Source organism: Pseudoalteromonas sp. NH0006-46, assembly GCF_057547735.1.
The window spans coordinates 183682-202414 of sequence record NZ_BAAJML010000006.1 but is presented as its reverse complement, the minus strand read 5'-3'; the positions used below and the strand labels follow the sequence as shown (position 1 = coordinate 202414).

Sequence of the window (18733 nt, the reverse complement as noted above, 5' to 3'; positions counted from 1 at the left end):
TTTATCGAATAACAAACTGCTGCTGTGCTTTATCAGATTCGTACTGCCAAGTGAATAAAAGCGGTTCAGTCGACTCATCGTAAAACCAAATTTCAGCAATTAATTCAATATCTTGATTGCTTAACACTAACTGCGTATCGAGTGCGGTATTACTAAGAGGACCTCTATAAATACAGTTGTTGTAGTCTGCCCGTTGAACTCCCTCCTTTTTTTGGCACACATTTAAGTAGGCTCTTATATCGCCCATGCCTAGGTTTACATCAACATCAAGTGAATACTTAGTAGATAAATTAAATTCGTTATCAACAGTGATTGCGTTAATTCCTGTTGGATTACTTGCTGGTGTAGAGGTCGTAGATACCGTAGCGACTGCTGGTGCTTTTGTCTCTTCTGAACCACCGCCGCCACAAGCTGTTAACCCTATTGAAAGTGATAAAATTAATAGTGACTTTTTCATTACTGTTCCCCTTTCACAACAACATTACTGATACTGTAATCGTTAAACCACGTTGGCTTTTGTTTACCCGATGATTGAGCAAATTCAGCAAAGCTGCCGTAGGCATCGGTAATGTCTATACCTTCGAGTGGATGAAGCCATTGCATACCGACCTCCATTGCCCAAGGCAAGCCATTTTCGTTAAGAAAATACAAACCATTGCCTTGCACACTGGCATCGTCTGCGTTTGTAACGCTGTAAAGTGAAGTATCAAACGCTTCTGTCGGTGCTTGGTTTTTAATATGCACTTCCCAGCCTCGGGCGTTTTTACCGACTAAAAAATCACCGTGATAAAAACCATCTGTTGCAAAAATAAACGGGTCAAGTAGCGTACCAGGTGACGCACTTTTGGCCTTTGGCTCTTTTAGAGGAATGCTCATACTAAAGGTAACTTTTACGTTTTCATCGCAATTATCTTCTGTTCTAAAGTAGCTACAGCCCGACTCTTTTGAAACATGCGCCCAAGTGTCTTGCATAAAAATAAGAATGGCTTCGTTTCTATCTGCTTCAAGAAAACTGCCTGTTTGCAGTTGCCCGTCAATAACAAAGCTAATCGCATCTTCATCGACTTCATCTCGCATGATAGTGCGTGTGCTGCCATTAACGGTTTCTTTTAATCTCACTGCAAAACCATTATGGTATGTGGCTCCAATCCCAATTAATTGGCCATCTATTTTATAGCCAACCACATTACTGCCTTCCATAAGCTGTGTAGTTCTGTAATTAAGTACTAAATCATTAAAGTCGTAATCACCTGAAAACGGCCACCTATCTTCATAAGCAAGTGTTACCCAATCGTTTTCACCTGGGTATACGGCGCTCGCATAAGTGGTAATTTCGTAGTCTTCTACTTCGCCACCTAATACGCCCCCTGTTGCGGTAATGAGCGACGCTTCTGTGCCATCGGTGACTCTAAATCGAGCCCATGTTTGGCCCGATTTAGTGTTGCTTGGCACTGTAATTAATATACTGTTGTCGCCTTCATTAATAGCTAACTTGGTCACCATTCTTTCGTCTTCAGTAAAACGGCCGTTTTGGTCCCAATCAAACCACGCATACAAAAAGCTAGACGTAGACGCGTTTACAATAATTTGCGAGTCTTGCCCTGCCGAAATAGCCGTTACAAAGCTCACCCCATCGTCTGACTCATCAACAGGAGACAAGAGTAAATCGGCGTCGATATTAATGTTTTCGCCATCAACCGAGCTTCCCAAATAAATTAAATCAGTGCCTGTGCTATTAGGATCAAATAAATGCCTTGCGCCACTTTGCTCAAGGCTTGTGTTGTAAGGCGCTGGCGCATCACCAAAGTCAATTGAGCTGTCAGTTACTTTTACTTCGGCAATGGCGCAGCGCGCACCGTCGTTTTGGCTTGATTTAGGGCCTGATGTAAACACATTGGCAACGGGCGTATAACCTACAACTGGGCTAACACTTAAATCTATTTTGTGGATTTTACCGCTTTTGTTGTTACTAAAATAAAACTGGCCCTTCACATCAAAATACGCCGCCCCAAATGCACCCGTATCATCACCTACATCAACCTGAGTAATTAACGTATGGGTATTTGCTGCAATATCTATTTCGTATAAATTACCGTTTGGTTCTACAGCGTACAAAAGGTTGCTATCAGGATGAAAAGCAAAATCATAGATAGACAATTTCCATGTATTTGTATTAGGTAATAAACTTGCCGTTATAGGTGCATCTAGGTCACCTTCTAAATTAATACCGAATACACCAAAGTTAGGATGGTATACATAATAAGTAGCCCGTTGATCGTTACCTTCACCCGTAACTTGTACGTCACCGACATAAAAATTTGTGACTGGCAAACCTATTACGTTTAACCGCTTCATTTCGTAGTTGCTGCCAAGCTGTACAACACTACCCAGCGATTGTTTGCTGTAACCGTACATGTATTGATCTTTATAATTAAAACCGACCGCATTAACACTGTTAGTATTTAACTCATCAGTAAACGTTAGCTGCGATGCTAAAACGGTAGGTTTAGCTGAAACTAAATCTATTCCGTAAAGTTGCGCGTTTGAGTCTTGCATTAAAAATGCTTGGCTAGGACACGATTCGAATGGTTGACTAAGCACAGCGCATGGAAATGCAAGTAAGCACGCGGTTGCAAATTTGTTTAGTTTCATAATTTAGCCCCTAATGAATTTAGTATTTAAACCATTGCAGGGTCCGTTCCAAAACTTAAGCTATTGAAAATCAATATGTAAAATATAAAAAACTTAAGCTTCACGCATCTTGCAATAGATTCAGTTGCATTTTGCAAAATACACAAGCGCGTGTAGAAGAGAGGTTTTTATGTTTACTTATACTTCATGCTCTGGCTTTGTTTAATGAATATGCTTTAATAAAATGATTATATTGAAAGCAGTGACAACTATTTTTAAGACTAACTAACTGGGGTGTTAGTCTGTGCGATTTAATCTAAAACTCAACGTGATATAAGGAATTAATATGAGCATTATGTTCGATATGTTTTTATGGCTAGTAATTGATACGGCCTTTGGTTTTTTATTTTATTCAACCGGCTGCCTCGTGCTAAAGGGAGTCACTTTCGGTAGTTATAAAATGCAATTTAAGGATTTTGCTAGTTTTAAAAAAGGTAAGTCAAATAAAGTCATATCAATTATTATTCTGGGCGTTAGTTTTCATTTAGCTTTGATTACTCTTTTTGTCTATATAAATAATCAATAACTTAGTGATAAAATCTGTAATCACTAGCCCTAACTTGGGTTCTTATCACTCATGTAATGTGCGCTGTATGCAACGTAGTTTTAGCTTAACCTTCAAACTCCCACCTATACGGTCCTTTATTAAGTAACTTGTGCATTATTAGTCCCAGATACATTTAAACTGCACTAATTAATACAAACCCTGCACCAAAAAAGCACTATATTTGATTCTACTATTTACAAAAAACATTAATAACCCTATTAATCAGTAACTTATTTTTATGGCTAGGTTATTGCTTTAATAAAATACAAGTCCGTTATTTTAACGGCATACATTTAGGTTGTTATGACCACAGGCAAAGAAGCCCGCTCGCAGTTACATGAATTTGTATCTGAGGCGGGCTTTTTTGTTTTTAAAATTTAAACCGTCACATTAAGGAATGCCTAATGCAAACCTCGCAAAAAATACTCATTATTGGCAATGGTATGGTCGGACATCATTTTGTTGAGCAAATGCGTCAAAGCGATGATAAAGCAAATATTACAGTACTTTGTGGAGAAGCAAATCTTGCATACGACCGCGTTTATTTATCAAGCGTGTTTGATGGCAAAACAGCCGCCGATTTAGCACTAACAACTTTAGACAACTATCAACAACTTAATATTAATGTGCATACTAAACAGTGGGTTGAAGGCATTGATAGAGTAAATAAAGTAGTAACTACTCAAACTGGCGATCAATACCCGTACGATAAGCTTGTACTTGCTACGGGCTCGTTCCCGTTTGTGCCGCCAATTAAGGGGAACGATCAACCCCATTGTTTAGTTTATCGCACCCTAGAGGATTTAGAGCAAATAAAATCCAGTGCCGCAGCCAGTAAAAGCGGTGTAGTAATTGGTGGTGGTTTATTAGGACTTGAAGCTGCAAACGCCATTAAACAATTAGGGCTTGATACGCATGTTGTTGAGTTTGCACCGCAGCTTATGGCTGTACAGCTCGACGGGCAAGGCGGTACGCTATTAAAAAATAAAATAGAAAAACTAGGCGTTACTGTTCATACCTCAAAAGCGACCAGCGAAATAGTTAAAGGTGAAACTAGCCGCTTTAGATTAAACTTTTCAGACGGTACGTTTTTAGAAACCGACTTAATTTTGTTCTCTGCCGGTATTCGCCCTTATGATCAACTGGGCAAAGTGGCTGAGCTAGAACTAGGCGAGCGAGGCGGCATTATTATTAATAACCAGTGCCAAACCTCAGACCCTGATATTTTAGCTATTGGCGAATGTGCCTTGTGGGACAAAAAACTCTTTGGTTTAGTGGCACCTGGCTACAACATGGCCCGCGTTGCAGCAAGCCAGCTAAGTGGCGGCAAACTTGAATTTTCAGGTGCTGATATGAGCACTAAATTAAAACTGCTCGGTGTTGAAGTAGGATCTATTGGCGACGCTCATGCAAAAACACCCAACTGCAAAGAGCTTATTTACCAAGATCCAATTAGAGACTGCTATAAAAAAATCATTCTAAATGAAACCGGCGATAAGCTGCTTGGTGCAGTACTTGTTGGCGATACTAGTGATTACGATACGCTACTGCAGTACATGTTAAACGACATGGACTTACCAGAACATCCTGAGTGTTTAATTTTACCAGACAGCGCTGGCGCACCTTCATTAGCGGGCAGCGCCCTACCCGATACCGCCACCATTTGTTCGTGTCATAACGTGAGTAAAGGCGACATTGTGGGAGCCATTGATGGTGGCTCATGCGATTTAGCCGCGGTTAAATCGTGCACAAAAGCAGCCAGTGGTTGTGGTGGCTGTGCTGCTTTACTTAAATCGGTAGTAGATGATGAGTTAGCGAGTCGTGGTGTTGAAGTAAACAACCATGTGTGCGAGCACTTCGCGTATTCGCGCCAAGAGCTACTGCATATGGTTAAAGTAGAAAGCATTAAAACCTTTGATGATTTATTAGCTAAACACGGTAGTGGGCATCATGGTTGTGAAATTTGTAAGCCTGCAATCGCTTCTATTTTAGCATCAACATGGAATGACTTTATTTTAGAACCAGCCCATGTTGGCCTACAAGATACTAACGACACTTACCTTGCTAACATGCAAAAAGACGGCTCGTACTCTGTAGTGCCTCGTATTGCAGGCGGCGAAATAACACCCGACAAACTCATTGTCATTGGCCAAGTAGCAAAAGACTTTAACCTCTATTGTAAAGTGACTGGCGGGCAGCGCATCGATTTATTTGGCGCACGTTTAGAAGAGCTACCCGTTATTTGGGGAAGACTCATTGAAGCTGGCTTTGAGACAGGCCACGCTTATGGTAAGTCTCTTAGAACGGTTAAGTCATGTGTGGGAAGTACGTGGTGTCGTTATGGTGTACAAGACAGTGTTGGCCACGCCATCGATATCGAAAATCGTTATAAAGGGTTACGCTCTCCTCATAAAATTAAAATGGCAGTGTCAGGTTGTACCCGCGAATGTGCTGAAGCACAAAGTAAAGACATCGGTATCATAGCAACTGAAAATGGCTGGAACTTATACGTATGTGGTAACGGTGGCATGCGCCCTCGCCATGCCGATTTATTTGCTACCGATTTAGATACAGCCACGCTTATTAAATACATAGACCGCGTTTTAATGTTTTACATAAAAACCGCCGACAAACTACAGCGTGCCTCTGTATGGATGGAAAATCTTGAAGGCGGCCTAGACTACCTTAAAAGTGTAGTAATAGATGACAGCTTAGGTATTTGCCAAGAGCTTGAAAAACAAATGGAACTTATTACTCAAACATACGCGTGTGAGTGGAAAAAAGCAGTAGAAAGCCCTGAAGCTTCTAAGCGCTTTCGCCAGTTTGTTAATAGCCCTAATCCCGATGACAATATTTTATTTGTACAAGAGCGTAATCAAATTCGCCCAGCTACAGATGCTGAAAAACGCGAACAACTAATTACTCAAAACCGTATTCCAGTAATGGAACTTGAAGAGGAGCAAGCTGATGTCTTGGCATAATATTGGAACAATCGACGACCTAGTTGCTAACAGTGGTGTATGCGCATTAGTTAATAATCAGCAAGTGGCCATTTTTTATGTACCACAAAACACACAAAGCGTGTTTGCCATTAGTAACTACGACCCAATTGGAAAAGCGAATGTATTATCGCGCGGTATTATTGGCTCTATAGAGGGAAAACTGGTTGTTGCTTCGCCGTTATATAAACAGCATTTTTGTTTAGCAACAGGCGAGTGCCTAGAGGCCGAAGCAATACATTTACCGGTTTTTGATGCAAAAATTGAAGACGGCAACGTACTTATAAACGCCGAGCCGAAAGTAATTAAAGCGTTTGCGTAAGGAGATTATTATGAGCGTGCTTTCTTATTTTTCGGGTATTGAAAATGGTTGGCTAAACAAATTTGTAAATAAACTTACCAATGGCGTTAAGCTTACCAGCACAGAGGGCAAAAACGGCCATGTTTATATTATTGGAGCAGGCCCGGGCGATGCTGAGCTAATTACCGTAAAGGCGCAGCGTTTAATACAAACAGCCGACGTCGTTTTATATGACTGGCTTGTAAGCGAAGATTTACTAAAAACATTACCTAAAAAAGCTCAGCGGGTATTTGTAGGCAAACGAGCCGGTATGCATTCAATGACACAGGCCAATATTTGCGCCCTACTCGTTAAATATGCTCAACAAGGATTAAACGTAGTACGTTTAAAAGGGGGCGATCCGAGTATATTTGCTCGCATAAACGAAGAGGCTGATGCGCTTACAAAGCATAATATTAACTTTGCGATTGTACCTGGTGTTACCACTGCATGTGCGACCTCTGCCTATACAGGCATTCCGCTTACAGCACGTGATGTAGCGCGAAGCGTCACGTTTTTAACTGCCCAATTTGCAGACCCTAAAAAACTGCCAAACTGGAGCAATTATGCCTTTGTGCAAGGTAACAATAATCCAACTTTAGTGGTTTATATGGGCTTAGGACGATTAAAAGAGCTAAGTAGCGGCCTTCAATCAGTAAATTGGCCAAGTACTACGCCAATCTCACTTATCGAAAACGCCACAACGAGTAAGCAAAAAGTAATCACCAGTACATTAGAAAATATAGTAAATGATCACCTTAGTCATAACCTGCAAGGCCCTACTCTTATAATTGTTGGAGAAGTAATAAACCATAAAATGGCTATTACCCCTGAGCTTTTAGTTCAAACGGTCAATACTTAATGCAAATTTAATACATAATGCACTTTTCGCGCTTATTTCCTCCCCAGGGGTAAGCGTGCTTTTTGAAATACAATGTTAGCAGTGCAATATTCCCTTTTTATGCACCAAAAAGGGTAAATTTGCGTGCTCAAAATAAAGTGATTAATACTTTTAAAATAAAAATATAACCACAAGCGGCTGTTTTAGATTGATTTTAAAATCAATAGTTAATTTTTTTCATGATTGGAACAAGGGTTGCACTTTAAAAACAAAAAAGTGCGGAACAAAACCTATGCAGACAAGCAATCCTCTCACAAAACAGTTTTTACTAGCGGCAAAGTACCAAGAAATTCACGCTTTAAAGCAACTGCAAAATAGCTGTGCCTCGCTCACCAAGCTAGGTGATTTTGTGCACCAGTTACAAAAAGAACGTGCTATGAGCAACATCTTTTTGGCCTCAAAAAGCTTACGTTTTAGCAATGAGCTCACACAGCAAATACCCATTACACAAAGCGCTCAAGATACGTTTTATCATTCTCTTAAAACAACCTTTATATCGGATAATGCCGACCCGGGTCATTCAAGGTTATATAATTTAATTACTTACAGCTTACAGGCACTAGACGTGCTACCCGCTTTGCGCCACCAAATAGGCAGACAAAACGTAACGCCTGTACATGCAACTCAATCATTTACTCAACTTATAGCTAGCTTATTAAATATTATTTTAGAAGCTGCTGATGGTGCAAGCGATCCACATGTTACTCGCCTATTAGTTGCTTATTTTAATTTCATGCAAGGTAAAGAATACGCTGGCCAAGAGCGCGCCTGCGGAGCACAAGCGTTTGCTGCGAGTAAATTTACAGAAGATCAAAAAACGCAACTCGCTCATTTTGTCCAAGAGCAAAGCCATAGTTTTTCGTTTTTTAATGAGTACGCAGACGATCATTTACTCAAATGCTATACCTCATTGATAGAGCACCCTGTAAATAAACAAGTAGATCAGCTAAGAAGTTTGCTACAAAAACTTGATGACGAAAATGCACAGCCTTTATCGCAGCTTAGCGAAGTGTGGTACGAAGTAACCACAACGCGTATTGATATTATGCATAAAATAGAGCAAAACATTAGCGATCATTTAATCGACTCTGCTGCAATGCAAATCGCATGTGCACAACGAAAATTAAATTCCAACAAACAAATACTCAATACCTTAGAGCAACAATATATACCTGCAACCGACGGGCAGCTAGCGCTTAAAAACAATGAACCTACTAATAAAGCGGCAAGTAAGCTCAATAGTAATAAAACCATGTACGACTTAATTTTAGAGCAAAGCCAACATATTAAACAAATTAACCAAGCACTGGTTGATGCAAAACGAGTGATCACCGAGCAAAAAGTGATTCACCAAGCAAAATATATATTAATAGAGCAACTAAAAATAAGTGAGGAGCATGCTCATAAGCAACTTCAAAAACAAGCTATGGATTCACATAGTTCAATTTATGCGGTCGCGAACAAAATAATTGAACTTAATAATGCTAATTAAAGACGGGTTATAGAAATAAATGGGAGTGGCTAGCGATTAACCACAGCCATGAACATTAAAACTGCCTTAAACCTAAGTTGAGAGCTTTTTTTTAATCTTAGTTTGCCACTCAAGTGCAAGCTCAGGGAGTTCAAGTGCGGCTAATAATAAGCTTTCATAATCTGGGTAGTGTTTATCAAAAAACGCCTGAAACAAGGTTTTTACTGAAATATTATGCTCAGCTTTATGCTCAATAGTAACTGCATCCCCTGTTTTAGCAATACCTTGCTCAAGCACTCTAAAATAAAGACCCGTGTGATAATACTGAGTAAACAGTTTTAGGCTTTGTTTATTATTAAGGGCTATAGCCAATTTAAAGCATGGCACACGGGGCTGGCTTACTTCAAGCAGTGCGCTGCCAACGCGAATACGATCCCCTATATGAATATTTTGCTCATCAAGGTCTGATATTGTAAAGTTTTCACCAAAGGCACCTACTGCTAAATCATCATTCTCAAGTGTGTGTTTCCAATAAGCATAATGATTGTGCGAAAACGCATAAACCGCCTTATCAATACCGCCGTGATTGACTAAATCGGCTTGTTCATCACCTATTATATTTAGCTTTTCAATGACAACAGGCTCATTGGTTGGCGTTTTAAAAATACCGGTTTTGACCTCTTTTCCGTTATGCACAACCGTTTTTATTTTAGAGACATTGGTAGATATTATATGCATTTATTTAATTGCATCCTGTTCGATACTTTGCCATTTACTCAGTGCTTGCTTGTCGCTTTGTTTAAACTCAACCCAGTTAGATGAATCTTTAAAATGCTCTTTTTTCCAAAACGTAGCGTGGTTTTTTAAGTAATCCATTATAAATTGTGCGCCTTCAAACGCGGCTTGGCGGTGGCGGCTGGTTACGCCAACAAATACAATCTGCTCACCAAGGGCTAAATAACCGACTCGATGAATAATGCTTATGCGGGCAAGTTGCCAGCGTGTTTGCGCTTGTTCGGCTATAGATCGCAGTAGTTGCTCAGTCATTCCTGGGTAGTGCTCAAGCTCAAGGGCGATTACGTTAACGCCGCTACTAAATTCTCGCACCAGCCCTGTAAACGTCACTACGCCACCATCACTTTTGTTATTACTACAAAGTGCGTCATGTTGCTCGCCTGCTGAAAAGTCGTGCGTTTGTACGTTAATGCTTATACTCATTAGCCACCTGTCACGGGTGGGAAAAAAGCAAGTTCATCCCCTGCTTTTACAAGCTCATCGCTTGATGACATAGTTTGATTAAGCGCACACAAAACATCACGCTCTTCAAGCCATGCCTGCCAATGCGGGTTTTGCTCAACCAGCATGTGTTTAAACGATTTAATGCTAAGGGTATGAGCTATATCAACGGTTAACTTGTCGCACTTTAGGCGTTCTTTAAGTTGGCCAAAAAACAGTACGTTTACGTGCCCTGAAGCTGCATTCGTATTATTTAAATTAGTCTCGCTGCCAGCTGCCATGCTTGCCTCCTGCTTTTTGCGTTACACGCATACCGTGTATTTCCATGAGCGGATCGGCGGCTTTACACATATCAAATAATGTTAGAGTCGCCACAGATACAGCGGTGAGCGCTTCCATTTCAACGCCCGTTTTACCCGCCAATTTACAGTAGCTGGTGACTTTAATTTGGCTATTTGCTTCATCAAGTTCAAAATCAACGGCGACTTTACTCAGTGCCAGCGGGTGACAAAGCGGAATTAAATCGGCGCACTTTTTAGCGCCCTGAATACCTGCAATACGGGCAACGCCTAGCACGTCACCTTTTTTATTTTGATTAAGCAACACTTGCTCAAAAGCATGTTTGCTCATTTTAATGTAGGCCTCGGCAGATGCATCGCGCAGAGTAACCTCTTTTAGCGATACATCAACCATGTTTGCTTGGCCATTTTCGTCTACGTGGCTCAGCATATTATTGCTCTCGCGATTCGCATTTTTTACCAATAGTAATATGCGGGGCAAAGTTACATGGCTTGTGCATTGAGTCTAACTGATCTTTTATAATACCTGTCCAGGCTGTTTTACATGCGCCCGTAGAGCCAGGCATACAAAAAATAACGGTGTTATTGGCAAGGCCTGCCAACGCACGCGATTGAATAGTTGAGTTACCTATTTCGCCGTACGAAATATGTCTAAATAGTTCTCCAAATCCATCTACGCTTTTATCAAACAACGGTGAAAATGCCTCTGGTGTTGAGTCGCGCTCGGTAAAACCCGTACCACCGGTTACTAAAATAGCGTGAATGGTGTCATCGGCAATCCACTGCGATGCAACTGCTCGCATTTGATAGACATCATCTTTAACGATGTCTTTATCCGCTAAGTGATGGCCTGCCTCAGTTAGCGCTTTAATTAAATAATGGCCTGAGGTATCCGTAATTTCATCGCGTGTATCGCTTACTGTCATTACGGCAATGTTTAATGCTATTTGTGACTCAGTTGTGTGGCTCATAGGGTTCTTCTCAGTAAATTAGATTTGTGTGGGTCAAATTGCTCGTTAACAGCTTTAAATTGCGCCGGTGTATTGGTATTAACAAGTGCGTGCGCTTTATTACATTTTAGCGTTTGCACACCAATACTACGGGTAAACTGTTTAATTGATTTATGACTATTTGCGTTTATGAGTAATTGTTTTAAATGACGTTTAACGCTTTGGGTGTTACGAATATACAGGGGTAACGGTTCATTTTCAAAGTGCCACGCATGTATTTGTGGCTGATTTGTTTGAAAGTGGGAATTATCGCTCCCTGCAGATGCAATTTGCGATAATAACGTGCAAGTAAGCAATGGCATATCAACAGCGGTTACAAGTATATCTTGCTCTGTTGCCATTAAGGTTGAATAAATCCCCCCAAGCGGTCCAGAATCTGGGTATATGTCAGGTATATATTGCCCATTTGCACTTTTTACATTACGACTTATAAGTACATTACTTGCTCCTGCAGCTTTTAATAACTCACATGCATTTTGCAGTAATGTTTTATTTTTTAAAATGAGATTAGCTTTATCGCTACCCATTCTGGATGATTGCCCACCAGCGAGCACAACCCCTGTAAACACTGCTTTATTGCTCATTTTAGCCGCCCAACATAGCTAAATGGGTTGTTGCGCCCGTTAAGCGCTTATCAAGCTCATGGCTAATAGCTTTATTGCCCATTGCTGCTTGAATTGCGTTTACAGTGGCTGGTGTATCTTGCGCATTTAAATGCGGGCGTAAGTCTATCCCCTGCTCGGCAAACAAGCACAAATGTAGTTTACCTAATGACGATACTCTTAATCGGTTACAGCTTTTACAAAAATCTTTACTGTAGGGCATAATTAAGCCAATGCGGCCCTCAAAATCGGGGTGACAAAACTCCTCTGCGGGGCCGTTTAATTTACCTCTCACTACCTGTAACCAACCTTGAGCTAAAAGCTGCGTTTTAACACTTTGCCCGCTTAAATGATTTTGCTCAAAAAAGGCGGCACCATTGCCTGTTTCCATTAATTCGATAAAGCGTACCGTTACTTTTTTATGCTTCACCCAGTCTAAAAAATCCTTCAATTGGTTTTTATTAAACTGCTTAGCCAGCACTGCATTTATTTTTATATCTTTTATGCCCAGCTCAATTGCCCGGTCTATCCCTTTTAAAATATGGGTTAGCTTGTCGTGTCCTGTAATTAATTTAAACATGCTTGGGTTTAAGCTATCAATACTAATGTTTAGCGCATCTAAGCCAGCATTGTAAAACTCATCAATTTTATTAAATAAGTTAAAACCATTCGTTGTTATGGCTACTTTTTCTATGCCTGGCGTGTTTTTACATTGCTTTATAATATCGGTTACATCACTGCGTAAACACGGCTCGCCGCCTGTAATACGCACTTTTTTTGTGCCAAGTTGCGCAAACGCATTGACTAAGGTGTTTATTTCGCTTTTATTTAAAAAGTTACGCGGGGTATCGCACTGATACCCGTTTGGTAAACAATAGGTGCAACTAAAGTTACACACATCGGTAATTGAGAGGCGCAAATAATTAAACTGCCGACCAAATTGATCATTAAGCATATGCTTCCTTGGTGTTTATATTATTTTTCTAAATAGCACTTTAAATGACAACCGCAACATCAATACTGTTAGCGTTTTTTGTACCATGTTGCTTTATTAATTGGCTTAACTGCGTTTTACACGAACCACAGTTAGTGCCGCATTTTAATTTAGACCCCAACTGATCCACTGTATTTGCACCACTTTTAATGGCATTTATAATGGGCTGCTCACGTACTTTAAAGCAACTACATACTTGTGCGCCTTGAGTAAACTCTTCATCGGGCGTGGCGTACAGCAATGACTGTAATTGACTAAAGGTTATTAAAGGCTCTGCAAATAAATGATTTATCCACTCAAGTGATATGTCTTTTTGAGCAGGTGAAATTACCGCAACAAACACTAACTGCTCGTTTTGAATACATTGAATATGCATTGCTTTTGCACTGCCCATTGCCGACCACTGCCCTTGTAACCCTGTAAGGGTTTGGCAATAATAAAGTAAGTCATTTTGTGTTTCATTAAGTGCTAACTGGTAGTTAACACTATTACTTGCGTTAACTTTAAGCCAAAAATCACTGGTTATTTTAAGCTCTGTTTTGCTAAAAATTTGCATGTACTGAGCAAACTGCGCTTTAACTAAATCAACGGCACCATGTTTGCATTCAGCTTGGCCCGAAATAGGGTCTACAACCGATTGATAAAGCCCACTTACCGTAGCGGATGAGGCAAATTGCTTGTTCCAGTGGATAGGCATAAAACACTCACCTTTACGCACGGCATCCGTTATTTTGGCATGAGCTGTAACCTGCCCAGTTTTAGCATTGGCAGTTATTAAATCGTTTGCTTTTATATTTAGTCTGCTGGCATCAATGGGGTTTATTTCAATGTATGGGCGGGTTATATGAGTAGAAAGCGCTGTACTTTTTCCGGTGCGGCTCATTGTATGCCATTGGTCGCGTATTCGCCCTGAGTTTATTACAAAAGGGTAATCGCTGGATGTTTGCTGCACAGGAAGTTTGGGCGTTATAGGTATAAAGCGGGCTTTTTTATCTGCTGTGCTAAATTGTTTATTAACAAAAACCTGCCCGTTTTTATATGGCTCATTTTTTAGTACCGGCCACATAACGGGTTTTAAGTTATCGTATTGCTGCTGCGAAAGCCCTACTAAGGCTGATAAATTTAATAGCCTATCACCATTATTTTCAAAATCAGTAAGTTGCGCCCATTCTTCAAAAATGCCACTTGGGTCTGTAAAATCAAATCCTTCAAAGCCCATTTTTTTGGCAACTAAGCACATTATTTGCCAATCGTTTTTAGCTCCTGAGAAAGGCTCAACTAGTGGGCGTTGCCTTGATATTCTGCGTTCTGAGTTAGTCACTGTGCCGTTTTTTTCTCCCCATCCGGTTGATGGAAACGCCACATTAGCAAATTTTAGCGTATCACTTTTGGCAATACAGTCAGACACAACCACCAGCTCACATTGCTCAAGTGCATTTTGTATTGCTGCGTTATTAGGTAGGCTCACCATAGGGTTGGTTGCCATTACCCAAATAGCTTTTATTTTTCCTTTGGCGATTTCATCAAACATATCAATAGCATTACACCCTGCTTTTTTAGCTATTGTTGGTGATTGCCAAAAACGCTGCACTAACTGTTGATGCGCTTCGTTTTCAATGTCTAAATGTGCTGCTAATTGATTTGCTAAGCCACCTACTTCACGCCCCCCCATTGCATTAGGTTGCCCAGTTATTGAAAACGGGCCACAGCCAGGTTTTAACAATTTGCCCGACGCTAAATGCGCATTTATAATCGCATTACACTTATCAACCCCTGAGCTTGATTGGTTAATACCCATTGAATAAAAACTAATGGCGGTTGGACTTTTTGCAAATAAGGCGTAAAAGTCACTGACTAGCTGCTCGTCGATATCACAAAAGTCACTTACCGCTTTTACACTCCACTTTTTCGCCTGGGCAAGCGCTGTTTCGAAGCCATTTGTATGCTCGTTAATAAATTGCGTATCTAAATAGTTATGTTCACTTAAATAATTAAGTAGGCCGTTATAAAGTGCCCCGTCGCTGCCTGGTTTTATATTTAAAAAGGTATCGGCAAGTTCGGCTGTATCGGTTTTTCGCGGGTCGATAACCACTACTTTCATGTTGGGATTAAGCTTTTTTGCGCGCTCCATACGCTGATAAAGCACCGGGTGAGTCCAAGCTGCATTCGAGCCAATTAAAATAAGTAGCTCAGTTTGCTCTAAATCTTCGTAGGTGCATGGTACTACGTCCTCACCAAACGCACGTTTATAACCGGCAACCGCCGATGACATACACAGCCTTGAGTTTGTATCTATATTGCCTGAGCCTATGTAGCCTTTCATTAATTTATTGGCAACGTAGTAATCCTCGGTGAGTAACTGCCCCGATACATAAAACGCAACCGATTCCGGCCCATGCTCTTTAATAATAGCGTTAAATCTATTCGCAACGTATTTTGTTGCAGCATCCCAACTGGCAGGCTCGTTATCAATAAGAGGCGACGTTAAGCGATTATCACTGCCGGTGGTATCAAGCAAATGCGTGCCTTTAACACACAAGCGGCCAAAATTAGCGGGGTGCTCACGCGTGCCTTCAAGTTTTGTTGGGGTATTATTTAATAATGAAATATCAACCCCGCACCCTACACCACAATAAGCGCAGGTAGTTTGTTTAAGCAAAGGCGTGTTTGAACAAGTGTTTAAAGTTTCCATACTGCTCTCATATTGTTAGCGTTAAGCGCTCTGTGATACAGGTTCATCTACAGGGATAAGGGTGGCTATTTTATTATTAAGTGCGCTACTAATAACGCTTTGCACTAATTTTTCACAGCCTCCACAGCCAGTACTTGCTTTAGTTGCTTGCTGCACATCATTTAAATCGCTACAGCCTTGCATAACAGCGAGTTCAATGGTGTGTTTTGTAACCTTGTGGCACGCACAAATAATGGCATCACTTTGTAAATCATCAGCGCTTAGCTCACCAGTATCTCCCGCAAGCGGCATTATTAACGACTCTGCGGGCACACTAAGCTCTATACTATTTAAGTGATACTGCAATAAGTTATCGTATTCGCTGGTATCGCCAACAAGTACAGCACCTATAAGTTTGTTGCCTTGCTCATTAGTGACTACTTTTTTGTAAATACCGTTTGGCTGATCTTCAAAGTAATAACTAATTGCCCCTTCACTGCGTGCATGGGCATCACCAATTGAACCCACTTCAACACCCATTAATTTAAGCTTGGTGCTCATATCGGCGCCGCTAAACTCATCAGTATTGATTGAATTGTTGTTTAAAGGTATGTTTGAAGCTGCACTTGAAGAAAGCTGTTTTAAAACATGCTCTGCCGCTACTTTTGCCATAGCGTAGCCCGGTGCTACAAGGCCAAAAATAAAGTTATTCCAAAGGGCGCATTCGCCTATTGCGTATATGTTTTTATCACTCGTTTGGCAATGGTTGTTTATTACAATGCCGCCGCGCTCACCTATTTCTAAATTAAACTCGCGAGCTAAATTATCGTATGGGCGAATGCCGGCTGAAAATACAATCATGTCGGTTTCTAAGGTTTGACCACCTTTAAAGCACATTTTATAACGGCTATTTTCACCCTCAATAATTTGCTCTGTCGCCACTGAGGTATGCACTGTCACGCCGAGCTCGGTAATTTTATTTTTAAGTAATCGCCCACCAGCACCGTCTATTTGCACACCCATAAGTTGTGGCGCAAATTCTATGACATGGGTTTGTAAGCCAAGCTGCTTAAAGGCGTTGGCAGCTTCTAGCCCTAATAAACCGCCACCAATAACCACGCCGACTTTACTACCTTGTGCTGATTTTTTTATAGCGTGTAAATCGTTAATGGTTCTGTAAACTAGGCAATGCTCACGATCTTTACCTGGAATGGGTGGCACAAATGCAAATGAGCCCGTTGCCAGTATTAGCTTGTCGTACGCAAATGATTCGCCTTTTGAGGTAGTCACCGTTTTTGCATCACGGTTTATATCAACCACTTTAGAATGTGTATGAAAACTAACTTGCCAATCTTGATAGGTTTTACTACAGGTAAGTGCTAAATCGTCTTCGGTTTTGCCTTTAAAAAATGACGAGAGCTGAACGCGGTCATAAGCGAGGCGATCTTCACCACTGAGTACTGTAATATCAACATTTTTGCTATCACCTTGTTCCGATACTAGCTGCTGTACAAAATGATGCCCGACCATTCCGTTTCCTACGACGACAACACGCTGCTTGCTTGGCATTAAAATCACCTGTTTGATTTAAAGTACTAAATGCATAAATTAATACTTTAAACGTATAATTTGTTATGTAGTTGTTATAGCAATATGCAAGCCAGATATATAAATAATATATTTCAGTAACTTAACCAAATTGGTGCAGTAAAAAAGAAGTGAAAGCACCACAAGCTGGCGCTATTGCACCAACTTGTAACGCTTTAAATTATGAGGGCTAAAATTTAGCGCTTACCCACACCCATAGCTTTTGGGTATCGACTTTACCTGCCGCGCTATCGCCTGCTGAATAATCGGCATATTTAGCGCCTACGGCATAGGTTTTATTAATAGGCTTAACGTATTGCACATTGAGCTCTGAGCCTAAATCATCAACGCCATTGGCGCTATCAGCGGCATCAAAGTTGTGATAAGCCACTAACCATTTACCGTCAAAGGCTTTACCATTTAAGCTAACATAAGTGTCATCAAGTCCTTGTGCTGGGGTTGCTAAAAACGTATCAGCCCAACCATTAAATTTATGCATTGTGGCAAGTGGCGTAGCAAAACCATAATCGCCATTATCAGAACCCAGTGATTCAACACCGGCTTTTAATGTTACGGTTTCAATGCCTAAACCGTCTAAATCAATACCGCCTTCAAAGGCATAATAATCAGCGTCAAAATCACTCGTGCTCGTTGATGCAGATTGCGTGGCGTACTCTGCTTTGTAGTAAAATTTAATGTCGCTGAGCGTTTTATTACCATTAAAAGAAATACCGTAGGTATCTAGGCTGTCATCATCTACTGCGTCGTTACTTAATAGGTAACTGTATAAAACTACCTTACCTACGCTTGTTTTATAACTTGCATTGATCAGGTGATCTGATGAATCAATATCTTTGCTATCAGCAAATATACGGTTGCGCTTACTTATGTAGCTATAGTGCAAGTTAATATCATTAAACGTGTAATTTACTGTTGCTGCATCAAAGGTCTGTCTGTCTTGCCTAAAGCCAACGTGGCCCACAAATCGTTGTCCATCAAGCGCTATTACTTGCCTACCCACTTTAATTGATAAAGCATCTTTCGCGTATTTTATAAAACCTTGATCCACTTCTGTGATTTCTGGGTCGGCTATTACTGAGTAATTAGTATTTTTACCCAATGTATTGTTGTAATCGTCTGCACCTAACAGGCTTCGGCTGTCTTCAACTTCAATAAGTGCAGAAAAACCATTCACTTCATCTGTTTTATGGGTAAGGCGTGTTCGTAGCGTTAAGCTACTTGCATCTTTTAACGCGTTATCTTGCTCTGCGCTTTCAAAACGCAGTCTGAAGTTAAGATCGGTTTGCGCTGCAACACTAATTGAAGGCGCAGTTAAGCTACCCAGTATAAAAATAATAGGTAAGTTTTTTTTATGATTGAACATG

16 protein-coding genes are annotated in these 18733 nt (G+C 40.6%); 4 read left to right on the top strand and 12 right to left on the bottom strand.

The window, feature by feature from the left end; genetic code table 11:
• Window position 1: 1 nt before the first annotated feature.
• Window positions 2–457: a hypothetical protein gene (locus AC27I2_RS13275; protein WP_487204539.1), complete on the bottom strand. Its 456-nt coding sequence runs from the start codon at window positions 455–457 to the stop codon at window positions 2–4.
• Window positions 457–2652, bottom strand: a complete 2196-nt coding sequence (locus AC27I2_RS13270; protein WP_487204538.1) for an LruC domain-containing protein — start codon at window positions 2650–2652, stop codon at window positions 457–459. The genes AC27I2_RS13275 and AC27I2_RS13270 overlap by 1 nt, the downstream gene beginning before the upstream one ends.
• A 990-nt stretch (window positions 2653–3642) precedes the next feature.
• Between AC27I2_RS13270 and nirB the strand changes: the two genes are divergently transcribed.
• The 4 genes from nirB (at window position 3643) to AC27I2_RS13250 (ending at window position 8970) form a co-directional block, all read left to right on the top strand.
• Window positions 3643–6219, top strand: coding sequence for a nitrite reductase large subunit NirB (gene nirB / locus AC27I2_RS13265; RefSeq protein WP_487204537.1), 2577 nt, complete (start codon window positions 3643–3645; stop codon window positions 6217–6219).
• The gene (gene nirD, locus AC27I2_RS13260; protein ID WP_487204536.1) at window positions 6206–6559 is read left to right on the top strand and encodes a nitrite reductase small subunit NirD; all 354 of its coding nucleotides are present in this window, start codon (window positions 6206–6208) and stop codon (window positions 6557–6559) included. Before nirB ends, nirD begins: the two co-directional genes overlap by 14 nt.
• A 10-nt stretch (window positions 6560–6569) precedes the next feature.
• Window positions 6570–7439: a uroporphyrinogen-III C-methyltransferase gene (gene cobA, locus AC27I2_RS13255; RefSeq protein ID WP_487204535.1), complete on the top strand. Its 870-nt coding sequence runs from the start codon at window positions 6570–6572 to the stop codon at window positions 7437–7439.
• Between the two features lie 271 nt (window positions 7440–7710).
• The gene (locus tag AC27I2_RS13250) at window positions 7711–8970 is read left to right on the top strand and encodes a nitrate- and nitrite sensing domain-containing protein (protein WP_487204534.1); all 1260 of its coding nucleotides are present in this window, start codon (window positions 7711–7713) and stop codon (window positions 8968–8970) included.
• Window positions 8971–9042: 72 nt separating this feature from the next.
• On the opposite strand, the gene AC27I2_RS13245 is transcribed toward AC27I2_RS13250, so the two are convergent.
• The 10 genes from AC27I2_RS13245 to AC27I2_RS13200 all read right to left on the bottom strand — a co-directional run bounded on the left by AC27I2_RS13245 (window position 9043) and on the right by AC27I2_RS13200 (window position 18732).
• Entirely contained in the window at window positions 9043–9687 is a 645-nt protein-coding gene (locus AC27I2_RS13245) for an MOSC domain-containing protein (RefSeq protein ID WP_487204533.1), read from the bottom strand.
• Window positions 9688–10167, bottom strand: coding sequence for a molybdopterin synthase catalytic subunit MoaE (gene moaE / locus AC27I2_RS13240; protein ID WP_487204532.1), 480 nt, complete (start codon window positions 10165–10167; stop codon window positions 9688–9690).
• Window positions 10167–10466: a MoaD/ThiS family protein gene (locus AC27I2_RS13235; RefSeq protein ID WP_487204531.1), complete on the bottom strand. Its 300-nt coding sequence runs from the start codon at window positions 10464–10466 to the stop codon at window positions 10167–10169. Before AC27I2_RS13235 ends, moaE begins: the two co-directional genes overlap by 1 nt.
• On the bottom strand, window positions 10444–10914 hold the full coding sequence (gene moaC, locus AC27I2_RS13230; RefSeq protein ID WP_138528496.1) for a cyclic pyranopterin monophosphate synthase MoaC: 471 nt from the start codon (window positions 10912–10914) through the stop codon (window positions 10444–10446). Before moaC ends, AC27I2_RS13235 begins: the two co-directional genes overlap by 23 nt.
• A gap of 1 nt (window position 10915) precedes the next feature.
• Window positions 10916–11455 carry a molybdenum cofactor biosynthesis protein B gene (moaB, locus tag AC27I2_RS13225; RefSeq protein ID WP_058405471.1) on the bottom strand — a complete coding sequence of 180 codons (540 nt, stop codon included), beginning with the start codon at window positions 11453–11455 and terminating at the stop codon, window positions 10916–10918.
• Window positions 11452–12078 (bottom strand): molybdenum cofactor guanylyltransferase, encoded by a 627-nt coding sequence (locus AC27I2_RS13220; protein WP_487204530.1) that lies wholly within the window; start codon window positions 12076–12078, stop codon window positions 11452–11454. The genes moaB and AC27I2_RS13220 overlap by 4 nt, the downstream gene beginning before the upstream one ends.
• 1 nt (window position 12079) lies before the next feature.
• A complete protein-coding gene (gene moaA, locus AC27I2_RS13215) occupies window positions 12080–13051 on the bottom strand; it encodes a GTP 3',8-cyclase MoaA (RefSeq protein WP_487204529.1) in 972 nt (323 codons plus the stop codon).
• A gap of 40 nt (window positions 13052–13091) precedes the next feature.
• Window positions 13092–15782, bottom strand: coding sequence for a nitrate reductase (locus AC27I2_RS13210; RefSeq protein WP_487204528.1), 2691 nt, complete (start codon window positions 15780–15782; stop codon window positions 13092–13094).
• A 21-nt stretch (window positions 15783–15803) separates the two neighbouring features.
• Window positions 15804–17330 (bottom strand): FAD-dependent oxidoreductase, encoded by a 1527-nt coding sequence (locus AC27I2_RS13205; RefSeq protein WP_487204527.1) that lies wholly within the window; start codon window positions 17328–17330, stop codon window positions 15804–15806.
• A 208-nt stretch (window positions 17331–17538) separates the two neighbouring features.
• Complete coding sequence (locus tag AC27I2_RS13200) at window positions 17539–18732, bottom strand: alginate export family protein (RefSeq protein WP_487204526.1); 1194 nt, start codon at window positions 18730–18732, stop codon at window positions 17539–17541.
• Window position 18733: the final 1 nt, after the last annotated feature.